At 69.8% G+C, this 13,122-nt stretch carries 11 protein-coding genes; 2 read left to right on the forward strand and 9 right to left on the reverse strand.

All coding sequences use genetic code 11. The features are described from left to right. Position 1: 1 nt before the first annotated feature. Together BHS09_RS35205 and BHS09_RS35210 are read right to left on the reverse strand one after the other, a co-directional pair. Complete coding sequence (locus BHS09_RS35205) at positions 2–1,321, reverse strand: MFS transporter (protein ID WP_140800245.1); 1,320 nt, start codon at positions 1,319–1,321, stop codon at positions 2–4. Positions 1,322–1,363: 42 nt separating this feature from the next. Next, entirely contained in the window at positions 1,364–1,951 is a 588-nt protein-coding gene (locus BHS09_RS35210; protein WP_140800246.1) for a Crp/Fnr family transcriptional regulator, read from the reverse strand. A 65-nt stretch (positions 1,952–2,016) separates the two neighbouring features. Here BHS09_RS35210 and BHS09_RS35215 point away from each other — a divergent pair, with 65 nt between their 5' ends. Continuing rightward, the gene (locus BHS09_RS35215) at positions 2,017–3,264 is read left to right on the forward strand and encodes a sterol desaturase family protein (protein ID WP_140800247.1); all 1,248 of its coding nucleotides are present in this window, start codon (positions 2,017–2,019) and stop codon (positions 3,262–3,264) included. 7 nt (positions 3,265–3,271) lie between these two features. On the opposite strand, the gene BHS09_RS35220 is transcribed toward BHS09_RS35215, so the two are convergent. Next, positions 3,272–4,111, reverse strand: coding sequence for a hypothetical protein (locus tag BHS09_RS35220; RefSeq protein WP_140800248.1), 840 nt, complete (start codon positions 4,109–4,111; stop codon positions 3,272–3,274). Continuing rightward, a complete protein-coding gene (locus BHS09_RS35225; RefSeq protein ID WP_140800249.1) occupies positions 4,108–6,564 on the reverse strand; it encodes a TonB family protein in 2,457 nt (818 codons plus the stop codon). Before BHS09_RS35225 ends, BHS09_RS35220 begins: the two co-directional genes overlap by 4 nt. A gap of 116 nt (positions 6,565–6,680) precedes the next feature. Here BHS09_RS35225 and BHS09_RS35230 point away from each other — a divergent pair, with 116 nt between their 5' ends. Further along, positions 6,681–7,568, forward strand: a complete 888-nt coding sequence (locus BHS09_RS35230) for a hypothetical protein (protein WP_418763972.1) — start codon at positions 6,681–6,683, stop codon at positions 7,566–7,568. Positions 7,569–7,575: 7 nt separating this feature from the next. On the opposite strand, the gene BHS09_RS35235 is transcribed toward BHS09_RS35230, so the two are convergent. The 5 genes from BHS09_RS35235 to nadE form a co-directional block, all read right to left on the reverse strand. Continuing rightward, positions 7,576–8,811 carry a hybrid sensor histidine kinase/response regulator gene (locus BHS09_RS35235; RefSeq protein ID WP_140800251.1) on the reverse strand — a complete coding sequence of 412 codons (1,236 nt, stop codon included), beginning with the start codon at positions 8,809–8,811 and terminating at the stop codon, positions 7,576–7,578. Positions 8,812–9,006: 195 nt separating this feature from the next. Continuing rightward, positions 9,007–9,384: a thioredoxin gene (gene trxA / locus BHS09_RS35240; protein WP_140795740.1), complete on the reverse strand. Its 378-nt coding sequence runs from the start codon at positions 9,382–9,384 to the stop codon at positions 9,007–9,009. Between the two features lie 13 nt (positions 9,385–9,397). Next, positions 9,398–9,721, reverse strand: a complete 324-nt coding sequence (locus BHS09_RS35245; RefSeq protein WP_011556774.1) for an FKBP-type peptidyl-prolyl cis-trans isomerase — start codon at positions 9,719–9,721, stop codon at positions 9,398–9,400. 150 nt (positions 9,722–9,871) lie between these two features. After that, positions 9,872–11,083, reverse strand: a complete 1,212-nt coding sequence (locus BHS09_RS35250; protein ID WP_140800252.1) for a hypothetical protein — start codon at positions 11,081–11,083, stop codon at positions 9,872–9,874. 90 nt (positions 11,084–11,173) lie between these two features. Further along, complete coding sequence (nadE, locus tag BHS09_RS35255) at positions 11,174–13,066, reverse strand: NAD(+) synthase (RefSeq protein ID WP_140800253.1); 1,893 nt, start codon at positions 13,064–13,066, stop codon at positions 11,174–11,176. Positions 13,067–13,122 lie beyond the last annotated feature (56 nt).

The raw sequence follows: 13,122 nt of genomic DNA on the forward strand, positions 1-13,122 counted from the left end.
GTCAGGCCTCGGTGGCGGGGTGCAGTTCCGCGCCCCGTCCCGCGCGCAGCAGGTGCAGCGCGAGCCCCACGCCCATGACGCTCACCGCTGCCACGTAGTGCGCGGGGGCCAGGGGCGACACCTTCATCATCAAGGTGACGACCAGGGGGGTGAGTCCACCGAAGACGGCGTAGGCCATGTTGTACGAGAAGGAGAGCCCCGAGAAGCGCACCGGAGCGGGGAAGGCGCGCACGATGGCGGTGGGGACCACCCCCACCACGCCGACACAGAAGCCCGCCAGCGCCGACAGCGGCACCAGCGCAGCCGGTGACGCCGCCGCGCCCAGGTACAGCGCATACGCCGCCGCGAGCATCAGTACGCAGCCCAGCCCCAGTGACGGGCCCACGCCCATCCGGTCCGCGAGCAGGCCATACGCCACGCAGCCGAACGTGAGGCTCAGCGTCGCCACACTGCTGGCCACCAACGCATGCGTGGCGGTGATTGAGTGCAGGGTCTGCATCAACGTGGGCGTCATCAGGATGACCACCACGATGCCGGCGGTGAGCACCCAGGTGAGCAGCATGGACATCACCACAGCGCCGCCGTGGCCTCGCAGCACGGCCTTGAGCGGCAGTTCCTGCACCAGCGCCTTGCGCCGCCGCAGCTCCTCGAAGACGGGCGTCTCCGCCAGCCAGCGGCGCAGGAACACCGCCAGGAAGCCGAACACGCCGCCGATGACGAAGGGCGCTCGCCAGCCGTAGGCATTCACCTGCTCGGGGCCCAGCAACGAATTCACCGCCGTGGCCACCAGCGAGCCCAGCAGGATTCCGAACGTGAGGCCCGCGGTGAGCGTTCCACACGCCAGCCCCACCCTGCGCGATGGCACGTGTTCCGACACGAAGACCCAGGCCCCCGGGACTTCGCCGCCCACCGCCGCGCCCTGCACCCCACGCAGCAGGAGCAACGCCAGGGGCGCCGCGTAGCCCGCGGTCTCATAGGTGGGCAGCAGACCAATCAACAGCGTGGGCACCGACATCATGAACACGCTCAACGTGAACATGCGCTTGCGGCCCGCCCGGTCCCCGAAGTGGGCCATGACGATGCCGCCCAGCGGGCGCGCCAGGTAGCCCGCGGCGAACAGTCCGAAGGCCTGCAGCTGTCGCAGCCACTCCGGCGTATCGGGCGGGAAGAAGCGCTCGCCGATGACCTTGGTGAAGAAGACGAAGATGATGAAGTCGTAGAACTCCAGCGCGCCACCCAGCGCCGCCAGCGTGAGCGTCCGGGCGTCGTCACGGGTCAACGGCCGCTGCGGGAGGTCCTGCGAGGATGGGAGGGAGGACATGGCGGTCGGCCTTCGATGAAACCATGGACCGCGCCGCCGCGCTCACTCCGCCCGCTTGCGGCGTCGTGACACGATGCGGCTCAAGGCCACCTCCGTGATGCCCAGGTAGGCCGCGACGTCCCGCTGAGGGACACGCCCGTGCAGGTGGGGATGCTCCTGCCAGAAGCGCTCCAGGCGCTCCTCCGCGGACAGGTCGAGGAACTCCTGCTCGCGGCGCTCCTTCAGGATGTAGTGACGCTCCGCCACCCGCCGGGCGAGCTGGGCCCAGCAGGGATGGCCGGCCTCCAGCGATTGAAGGTCATTCGCCTGGAAGGCCAGCACGCGGCCCGGCTCCAGCGCCTCGATGGCCGTCATCGAGGGTTGGCCCTGCAACATCTCCGCGTAGGCGCCAATGAACTCACCCTCGGCGCGGAAGGCCTTGATGGACTCCTCGCCCCGAGCGGAGACGCGCACCGCGCGGAAGACGCCCTGGAGCACCAGCCCGAAGCGGTCCGCGGCGTCGCCCGGCCGCAGGAAGAGCGCCCGCTTGTCCAGCGCCTGCTCCCGCGCCAACGCTTCCGCCTTCAGCCATTCGCTGGCGGGAAGCGGCGCGAGCGCGGTGATGTGCTCGAAGAGCTTCGGATATCTCAAGCGGAAGGCACCTGGGCTTAACCCAGGTTAAGGCGGCCTTCCTCCGGGCGCCATACACCGGCGGCATGAGCATCAACGTCTACGCCGTGGCCACGCCCTTCGTCATCGTCCTGGCGCTAGGGGAATTCGCCTACTGCGTCATCCGACGCAACGGGTACTACGCCTTCCAGGACTCCATCGCGAGCATGGGCACCGCGGTGCTCAACCAGTGCGTCAACGTGGCGGTGGCGCTGCTGGTGCTCCCGCTCTTCATCCAACTGGGGCAGTTCGCGCCCTGGCAGCTGGGTGCGTCGTCGCCGCTGGAGCTGGTGGCGCTCTTCCTGGGCGTGGACTTCCTCTTCTACTGGTTCCATCGCTTCGGGCACCGCACCAACATCGGCTGGGCCGCCCATTCGCCGCACCACTCCACCGAGGAACTCAACTACGCGGTGGCCCTGCGGGCGAGCGTGACGCAGCGCCTCTTCTCGTTCCTCTTCTACTGGCCGCTGGTGCTGGTGGGCTTCCCGCCCGAGGCCGTGCTGGCCATGGTGGCCTTCCACCTGGTGCTCCAGTTCATCCCCCACACGCGCGTCATCCCGAAGATGCCCCGGTGGATTGAGTCCTGGCTCAACACGCCGTCGCACCACCGCGTCCACCACGCGCGCAATGACGTCTACATCGACAAGAACTACGCGGGCTTCCTCATCATCTGGGACAAGCTGTTCGGCACCTTCGAGGAGGAGAAGGAGGCGTGCTCCTACGGCCTCACCTCCCCGCCCAACACCTGGGACCCCACCGTCATCAACTTCCAGGCATGGGGGAAGCTGGTCAGCGACGCGGTGGCCACCAAGAGCCACTGGGACCGGCTGCGCATCTGGGTGATGCCCACCGGCTGGCGGCCCGCGGACCTGCCACCGCGCCCCGCCGTGGGCTGGCAAAAGGACGGCGTGGAGTTGAAGTTCCAGTCCACCGAGCTGCCCGGCGTCCGCGGCTACCTCGTGTTCCAGTTGCTGGCGGCGATGCCCTTCATGCTGCTGGTGAGCCACCACGCCTCGCCGCTGTCCGGCTGGCAGAAACTGGTGCTCAGCCTGCTCTTCTGGGCCATGGCCACCGCGTGGAGCGGGATGCTGGAGTCACGGCGCTGGAGCCTTCCGCTGGAGCTGGGGCGGGTGCTCGCCATGGGGGCAGCGGTGACGTGGTGGCTGATGCACACCTCCGCGCCGCAGAGCTGGACCGCGTTGTGCGCGGCGTGGATGGGCGTGTCGCTCGTCTGGCTGGTGGTGGTGCGCGGCGCCAGCCAGGGCGCCACGCCCGTGCCGCAGGGCTCGCGCTGAACGCGCGTCAGGCGGGCTCCCACGTCCCGGCGAAGGCCGTGTAGCGGCGCACGTTGAGCGTCAGCGCCCGGTACACCTGCGTGTCGGGCGTCAGGTCCACCACCTCGCCGCCCTCGGGCACCGTCACGCGGTCGAAGTGCGCGCCCTCGAACCAGCGGTGCGGCTGCACCTCCACGACGAAGCGACCGCCCTCGTCGAGCTCCGCCGCGATGGGCACGAAGTCCACGCGTTGCAGCTCGACGGGCGGCGGAAAGTCCAGGGCCACCCTGAACGGGACGTGCGTCTCCTGCCGGGAAGCGGTTCCTTCCAGAATCATCGACCGGCCTCCCAGCGCCGCCCCTTCCGCGCCCAGGGCCCGGGACGGCGGCTGGAGCAGCAGCGAGAAGGAGCGCGCCAGCCCGGCGATGCCCGGCGAGCGCCCCAGCTCCCGCACCTCACCCGCCTCCGCCAGCAGGTCGAACACCACCTCGCGGTCCCACTCGCCCAGCACCGTGCCGCCGGAGAAGAAGTGCCCGTCGTGGGCGTGCGCGGTGGGCAGCAACCACTGTCCCAGCCGTCGCAGGACGCGCGGCGTCGAGGCCGTGGGCTCCAGCGGCGAGGCATTCTCGAAGATGTAGATGGGGCCCAGCACCATCACCCCGGACGACAGGCGGATGCGCCAACCCGTGTCGGTGGTGAACTCGCCGAGCGACTCCTCCCCGGGCGCCTTCGCGGTGCGCAGGCCCATGCGGAACGTGACGCCGCGGCCTCCCGTGCCGGAGAGGCCACACGCGGACGCGCTTCCCACGAGCGCGGTGCCCAACATCCACGTGAAGGCGCGGCGGGTGGTGTACAGCGGGGACGTCATGGCGAGTCCTCCTGGAGGTCCAGGTGCAGGGTGAGCGTGCCCATGAAGGTGCGAGGTGCGCCCGCGGTGAAGTGACGGGTGGCCATCAGCGACGGGGGCGCGTCCGGACCGCGGAAGTTGGACACGTAGTTGAACTCCGACTCGCGCCAGCGCGTGTCGAGCAGGTTCTCCACCGACAGGCCCACCTCCACCGCCTTCCACCGGGCCCGCGTGCCCACGTCGAACAGGAAGATGGGCGCGCTGTAGCGATCCAACGGCAGTGGCCGGGGGCCGATGGCGCTGTGTCCCAGGGCCACGTTCCAGTCCACCTGCTGACCCGCGACGCGGGTGGTGCCTCGCAGCGACGCATCCACGCGGCCCAGCAGCTCCGGGATGTAGGGCATCACCGTCCCGTCCCACAGCTTCCATGCCGAGGCCCCGGGCTCCGGCAGCGTGGCGCGCGCCCAGGCCAGCGAGGCCTGGATGTCCACCCTGTCCTGCAACGTCCCGCGCGCGCTGACGAAGGCGCCCAACCGCTGCGAGGCGCCCACGGGCTGGTTGCGGCCCACCGTCTCGTCGAACACGAAGTCCTGCGACACGCGCGTGGCGAAGAAGGCGCCGCGTGCCTCCAGCGCCAGCGGCCCGTCCAGCCGCCAGCCCAGTCCGGTCTCGCCCGAGGCCACGCGGGCGTAGGGCGCCAGCTCCGCGTCGGACAGCGCGGCGGCGTCGCTGGAGCGCGCGCCCAGGCCCGCGCTGGTGAGCCAGGTGAGCCGGGGCGTCAGGCGAATCTCGGCGGAGGCGCGCGGGCTGGCGAAGAAGCCGTAGGCCTCCAGGGACTCGTCGGGGAGGCGGGGACCATCGCGGTCCTCGGTGGGCCGGTTGTGGTCGTCCACGCCGAAGAGGAAGGTGTCCAGGCGCACGCCGCCGCGCAGGGTGAGCCACGACAAGGGGGCGACTCGCAACGAGGCGTAGGCTCCCAGGTTCGTGGTGCGGACCTGGTTGTCGAAGACGGTGGCGTAGGGCACGCCGCCGCTGTCCCTCAGCCGGCGCGAGCGCGTGCGCACGTCGTCGTAGCGGGCCACGTAGCCGAGCTCCAGCGGCTGCGGCTGTCCCAGCAGCGTGAGCCCCGGCGTGTAGCGGCCTCGCAGGCCCATGGTGGAGCCGCGGTAGTACCCTTCCGTGTTGTCACCGCGCTGGCGCTCTCCGTCCGGCGGGGTGGTGTCCAGCAGGAAGCCCGTGAAGTTGTCGCGGATGCGCGTCTGCCGCAGGATGACGTAGCCCTGCTGGACGAAGCGCCCGCCGCGCTTCAGCCGCGACTGGAGTTCAGCGGAGAGGATGTGGCGCTGCCCCGCGCCGCCCTGGTTGGGGTCGTAGGAGCAGAAGAACTGCGAGTCCGAATCTGGAGCGCATGGCATCCGGGAGTCCACCACGTCCGTCTCCCGCACCACGCCCGGCGATGCGAAGCGCGAGCCATAGCTGGTGCCGAACAGGCGCAGCCGTGACTCGTCTCCGACGCGGAGCTCCACCTGCGCCATGATGCCCGCGTTGGCGTAGGAGCGGTTGGGGCCGAAGCCGTGGCCCTGACGCAGCAGCAGTCCCACGAAGGTGGCTTCACTGGCCTCCGGCGGCCCCCAGAGCAGGGACAGCCGCCGCGCGGCGTAACTGCCCGTGGAGAGGGACGCGGTCAGGCCACGCCGCGCCAGCCCGAGCTGGTACTCCACCGTGCCCGCCACGCCGAAGTCGCCTTGGGATGGGTCATAGGGCCCTTCGGTGACGCGCAGGGACTCCACCAACTCCGGGATGATGAAGTACGTGTCCGCGTAGCCGTGGCCGTGCGCGTGGGACACCTCGTTGAGGGGAACGCCGTTGAGCCGCAACTCCACGTCCTTGCCCTCTCCCGCGTCGAAGCCTCGGATGTAGATGCTCTCCGCGTGGCCCTCGCCGCCGTGGTTGGCCAGCATGACGCCGGGCGCCAGCAACATCAGGTCAGACGCGGAGCGGCGCGGCACGTCCGCGAGCTGTCCCACCGGAATGTGGAAGTCGCCCACGGCGACCGGCGGCGGTGCCTGGGAGGCGCCACGGACCGTGGTGGAGAAGGATGGTGGCTGCGGCGCCACGGGCTCGATGTGGTGGCCATGTACCGGCGGCTCGAAGGTGACGGGCACATCCACCCGCACGTCGATGGCCTCCTCGCCACGCCGTGCCGGCTGGAACCGCCAGCGCAGCGCGGCACCCATCGCGGCGCGATCAAACGACACGCCAGCGGACTGCCGCACCTCCACCTGGGACACCTCGCCCGCGCGGTCGATGGTGAGCCGCAACAGGACGGTGGCGGGCACCTCGGGCGGAGGCACCTCCGTGGGCAGCACGGGCCCAGGCGCATCCAGCAGAACGGGTGGAGTCACAGGCAACTCGCCCGTGGCGCTCAGCACGCAGAGCACCAGAGTCGGAATCCACACGGGTGATGACCTCACTAGGTTCCGGAGCGACCCGCCCTGGAGCGGAATTCATGCATCCGGGTTGCATCCACACCCCAGATACACCACACCCCAATTGACTCGCAACCATGTTGCAATTAACTATTTATTGCATGAACGCGAAGCGGCGGCAGTCCCGGAAGTGGTGGTGCGCGGCCCTGGGGGTGTGGGGCCTGGCGGGCACGGCCTGTGACAACGTGGCCACGGGCGACGTCCAGGTCACGATGAGTGGGGGTGACGGCACGCAGCGTGGACTCCCGGACACGCTCTTCCAGGATGGCTGGTCCATCCAGTTCACCCGCTACCTGGTGTCGCTAGGCGACGTCACCCTCACCTCCGCTTCTGGCGAAACCCACAGCAGCAGCCGCCACGTGCTGGTGGACGTGCAGAAGGGCGACATCCCCCTGGTGGATTTGACGGGGGTTCCGGCGGGCCGCTGGGACGTGGGCTTCCGGGTGAGCCCGCCCGAAGCGCGCACCGAGCTGGCGGACGGGCAGGTCTCCGCGGAGGACCTCGCGATGATGCGCGAGCGCGGCTTCAGCTACTTCGTGGAAGGCCACGCGACGAAGCAGAACGAGCCCGTGCTGCGCTTCCGAATGGGCTTCCCCGTCAACGCGCTGATGAACAACTGCATCAACGGCGCGGACGGAACGCAGGGCATCATCGTCCCCGAGGGCTCCGTGGCCCGGCCCGAGGTCACCATCCACGCCGAGCACATGTTCTACGACCGGCTGGGCACGCACCGGGGCGTGCAGCTGCGCTTCGAGGCCATCGCCGCCACCGCGGGCGAGGACAACGTCATCACCCCCGGGGGGCTCGCCACGCAGGAGCTCACCGACCTCCGGGGCCGCGACGGCAACGAGCTGCGCGACGCCCAGGGCCAGCCCGTCATCTACCAGCCTGGCGCGTTCGACGTGCGCACGCTCCAGGAGTTCATCACCCAGAGCGTGGTGGACCAGGCCCACCTCAACGGCGGCGGCGTCTGCACCGTGGTGAAGTGACGGCGCGTCACGCCGTCATGGGCGAGGGGGAAGCCCCCGCGTCGCTCGCACCGCCGGCGGGCAACCGCGCGTCCGCCCGCCGGGGCAGGCAGAGCCGGAAGGTGGTGCCCTCGTCTTCCGAGGAACGGACCGTCAGCCGCCCCCGGTGCGCCTCCACGACGGCCCGGGCGATGTAGAGCCCCAGGCCCAGGCTGGTGCGGGCCGGCTCCCGCGAGTCCGCGCCCCGTTGGAAGGGCTCGAACAGGTGCGGTAGCAGCGAGCGAGGAATGGGCGCGCCCTCGTTGTGGACCTCCAGGAAGACGGCGTCCGGCTTCTCCCAGGTGGAGAGGCGGACGGCGGACGGCTCCGGGCTGTACTTCAAGGCGTTGTCCAGCAGGTTGGCCACCACCTGCCCCATGCGCTCCAGGTCCCAGACGCCGTGCAGGCTGTCGCGTGAGAAGTCGCACCGGATGATACGGCCCGGCCGGGACACCTGCAGCTCGTCCGCCACCTCGCGGCACAGCTCGTTGAGGTCGCCCGCCCGAGGTATGACGGGGATGCCGCCCCCCAGCCGCGAGCGGGTGAAGTCCGTGAGCAGGTCCACGATGTGCTGGATGCGCTCGCCGCTGCGCGCCACCCGCTCGAACGCCTTCTGCTGCGCCGGCTCCAACGCGCCACTGGCGAGCTGACTCTTCGCCGTCGTCAGCACGACGGAGAGGGGCGTGCGGATGTCGTGACCGACGATGCCCATGAGCTGCTGCTCCAGCTCGGAGGCCCGCTGCGCCGCTTCCTCGGACCGGCGCCGCTCCGCGAGCTCCACCGCCTGCCGCTTCACCTGCTCGCCGCGAAGGTGCAGCGCCACGAAGACCCGCACCTTGGCGCGCAGGATGTCCGGGTCCACGGGCTTGAGCAGGTAGTCCACCGCGCCCTGGGCATAGCCCCGGGTGACGAAGGCCGCGTCGCGGCTCTGCGCGGTGATGAAGAGGATGGGCAGGTAGCGCGTCCGCTCGCGCGCCCGGATGAGGTGCGCCGTCTCAAACCCATTCAGCCCCGTCATCTGCACGTCCATGAGGATGCAGGCGAACTCTCCGCGCAGCAGCTCGCGAAGCGCCTCCTCGCCGGACCGGGCCAGCACCAGCTCCTGACCGAGCGGCTCCAGGATGGCTTCCAGGGCCAGCAGGTTGGCGGGCGTGTCGTCTACCAGGAGGACGCGCGCGCGCGGCGTGTCCTCACCCGGTGGGTCTCGAATAACGGAATGCGGCATCGAATCCAGGTGTGCGGTGGGAATACGCGGCCTCGCTGGCCGACCCATCCGGGCCTGACCGATGCGAGCCACGCTCCGACAACACACCCCGGGGCCCTCACGTTCCAGCACCCCAGGTGCACGGGCCCTGAAACGCAGCGGGTGGCCGGCGGCGGACATGCCACCGGCCCCCCACCCGGTACCTGGCGGCAGCCGTCAGGCCTGCGGCGGCTCACCGCGCTTGGCGATGACTTCCTTGCGGACCTGCTCCATGTCCAGGGCCTTCACCTGCTTGAGCAGGTCCTCCAGCGCGGCGGCCGGCAGCGCCCCCGGCTGCTCGAACAGGAGAATCCCGTCACGAAACACCATGAGCGTGGGGATGGAGCGAATCTCGAACGCCCCGGACAGCTCCTGCTGGGCATCCGTATCAATCTTCCCGAAGACAATGTCCGGATGTTTGTTCGAGGTCTGCTCGAAGATGGGTGCGAAGGCACGGCAGGGGCCGCACCACGACGCCCACCAGTCCAGGATGACGATGCCCTCTTTGGACACCGTCTCCTTGAAGTTGTCCTTGGTGATTTCGACCGCCGCCATCAGGTCCTCGCTTTCAACGGACGTCCAGGAGCTCCACCTCGAAAAGCAGGGTGGAGTTGGGGGGAATAACGGGCGGGAACCCTCGCGCGCCATATCCCATCTCCGGCGGGATGGTGAGCTTGCGCACGCCGCCCACCTTCATGCCGGCCACGCCCTTGTCCCAACCCTCGATGACCTGCCCGGCGCCCAGGCGGAACGTGAAGCCCTGGCCCCGGTCCCGGCTGCTATCGAACTTGGAGCCGCTGGTCAGCGTCCCCACGTAGTGCACGGTGACGGACTTGCCGGCCGTCGCCTCCGTGCCGGTGCCCACCTTCACGTCTTCCACATTCAAACCCATCCAACGCTCCTCTGACCGCGTGAAAGGACGGCACCTTAGCGCGACCTCGGCGCCCGTGCCCCCCTGGAAAACACAGCGGCGCGGGCCCGTTGGCTACCGGGCACCGCGCCACCGATTCCTGCTCAAACCACCTGGGGCTTCGTCTTCGCGTCAGAAGGTACCGCCGACGCTGACCGTGCCCTGGTAGCTGCCGCCTCCCTCGAAGTCACCGCCGCCGCGATCGATGCCCGGGGCGAAGTCCTTGTCGAAGAGGAAGTTGTAGTTGGCGCGCGCGTCCACGACGAAGTGGCCGACGTGGCCTCGCAGACCCAAGCCCGCGGGCACGTTGCCCACGGTGTCATCGCGGTACCCCAGGGACTCACCGCCCCGGAAGTTGTAGTCGTTGATACCGATGCCGCCCAGCAGGTACGGCTGCCACGCCGTGGGCGCGATGCCCAGCGTCAGGACGGCCTGACCACCGTTACGCACGAGGTCCGGTCCGCTCGCGCCCGTCTCCGCGTGGCGGATGTTGTTCAGCGCGCCCGTGTAGCCCAGCTCGAGGCCCAGCACCTTGGACGGCTTGATGGCGGCACGCACGCCCGCGGTGGCACCGGGGCTGAGCTGCGGAGCCAGCGCGCCGGTGTAGCCCTCCACACCACCGCCCAGCATCACCGAGAGGCCTTTCATCTTGTTCTTTTCCTCGCGCTTCTCCGCCTTCATCGGCTCGGCGCGCTCGGCCGACGGCTGGAAGTTGGAGGGAGGCGGCGTCGTGGCGATGCCGCTACCGCCCGTGGCGGACTCCGGAGGCGGGTACGCGGACTCCGGCTCCGGGTAGACAGGCTCCGAGGAAGGCTGCCCGCTGCCGCCCGTGCCCAACGGCGGCGCCGGCGGCACCACGAGCTGCTCGCTGTCATGCGTGCCCTGGGGCGCGGCGGGAGGCGGCGTCATGGACTCCTGGCCGCTGCCGCCCGTGCCCTGCTGGCCCACCGGTTCGCAGCGGACGGGCACGTTCATGTAGACCTCGCCCTGCGCGTTCGAGGGCTGCTGGCCGCTGCCGCCGATGCCCATGCTGTCCTGCGACTGCTGACCGGAGACGTCGGGAACAGGCTCCGTCTCCAGGATGATGGTGTCGTCCTCCTGCAGCAGGTCATCACCGCTCAGGTCATTCTGCTGTGCCTGGGCCACCATCACGTCTTGCTGGCTCTGGCTGGTGCTGGCCTGCGGTGGCGGGCAGTCGCCGTCATCGGCAACAGCAACGCCTCCGTACATGAGCGCCGCAACGGCGCCCGCCAGAATCTTCGCTTTCATCCATGCCTCCGTCGTCGAGTGGCAGACATGAAGGTTGTTTCCCGCGCCACATCCGGCAAGGCGCGGCGACGGCACTCACCCCCGGGGGTAATTGTCCGGGGAGCAGGCCACCGGGCGTGGTGGACTGCCCACACCTGCGCGATGCGGGCAGCGGACGGCAGCGTGCTACCCCTGCCGCATCCACTCCGTGCCGGTGACGACGGGCAACTGCAACGCGCGCTCCCGGTCCAGGTCCAGGTTGCCGATGTGGAGCGACAGCGGTGACTGCACCCACTTGTAGATGGACTGCTGGAAGAGGCGGACGAACTTCTCCACGTAGCCGCTCAGCCGGGATGACGGCACCTCCGGGAACATGGCGGTGAGCGCCTGGAGGATTTCGGCGGGCGTCAGCTTCTCACTGCCGTACAGGTAGAAGCAGGCGTCGAGGATGGGGAAGGGCATCAACTCCTCTTCGCCCACCTGGTCATGCGCCAGCTCCGGCCCCGCGGGCTTGGCGAGCACCTTGCGAATGCCCTCATAGCCCGTGGTGTCCTGGAGGTAGTCGAGCAGGTACATCACCACCGTCTTCGGGACGTTGGCGATGACGGCCAGCGCGCCCATGAGGTCACCCCCGATGGTGGTGTAGCCCACGGACTTCTCGCTCATGTTGCCCGTCTGCAGGAAGAGTCCGCCGCAGGAGTTGCTCCAGTTCCACATGCGCTGGGCGCGCAGGCGGGCCTGGATGTTCTGCTCGGTAATCGGCGTGACGTCCTTGCCGCCCAGCATCGTCTTCGCGACGGCGCGCTCGCGCTCGAAGGCCTCGTCGATGGACACCACCTGGAAGGCCACGCCCAGCTCGCGCGCAATCGTCTCCGCCGCGTCGCGCGTGGCGTCGCTGGAGTAACGGCTGGGCATGTAGAACGCCTGGATGAGCGAGCCGGGGTTCTCCGGCCGCGCGCGCTTCGCGTACCGGTGCGCGATGAGCAGCGTCAGCAGCGAGTCCCGTCCGCCCGACAGCGCGATGCCCAGCACCTTGAAGGCGCGCGTCTTCTCGAAGTAGTCGCCCACGCCCAGGGAGAGCGCGTCCAGGATGTCCTCGCACAGCGCATCCCGCGCGGTGCGGCGCGTGTCCGGGGACGGCAGGAAGAAGCTGCGGTGGGGGGGCACCGGGTACGTCAGCGAGTCGCGCTTCGTGTGCACCGCCTGGGTGCAGTCCAGCACCGGCACCGCCTGGCCGCCTTGCGCCAGCCATGACTCGCGGTCCACGCGCCAGGTGGTGGCCTCGGCGCGCAGGCGCAGGGTGCGGTCCAGGTCCACCACCGCCGCCGCGTAGCCTTCCTGGAAGCGCGGCGTCTCCATGACGTGGCGGCCGTTCTGGTTGAGGAAGCCGCCGCCGTCGAAGATGAGGCCGTCGTTGCTGCCCACCGCGTTGCTGTAGGCAATGGTGCACTGATGGTCCGCCGCGCGCGTGGCGATGAGCTCGCGCCGCGTCTCCACGAAGCCCAGCCGGAAGGGCGACGCGGACAGGTTCACCACCAGCTCCGCGCCGGAGTACGTGCGCCGCCGCATGGGGCCGTCCGCGCTCCAGATGTCCTCACACACCTCCGGGGACACCACGCCGAAGTCGAAGCGGAACAGGTAGTCCCCCAGCGGCACGCCCCGGTGGACCTCCGCCATGCCCGGCTGACCGCGGCCGAAGGTGCGCGCCTCGTAGAAGACGCTGTAGGTGGGCAGCTTCTCCTTGGGGACCAGGCCCAGGATGCGGCCACCGGCCACCACCGCCGCGCAGTTGAGGCGCAGGCCCTGGTGGGCCACGCCCACGCCCACCACGAAGACGGTGGGCAAGGGCGCCGTCTCACGCGCGAAGCGCTCCAGCTCCGGCCACTGGCGGTCCATGAAGCCCTGCCACTGCACCATGTCCTCGGCCGGGTAGCCGGCGATGAGCTGCTCCTGGAAGACGCCCAGCGTGACGCCCTCCGCCGCCATCTTCCCCGCCAACGCCAGCGCCTTGTCCGTGTTCCGGGTGAAGGACCCCACGGTGGTGTTCACACTGGCAAGCCCGAGCTTCACGAGCCGCATGGTTGCTCCCGTCCCTTTCGATGACGCGTCTGGCGCGCAGCAATGCGCGGCCCGCC

This window comes from Myxococcus xanthus (assembly GCF_006402735.1).
GTDB classification, from domain to species: domain Bacteria; phylum Myxococcota; class Myxococcia; order Myxococcales; family Myxococcaceae; genus Myxococcus; species Myxococcus xanthus_A.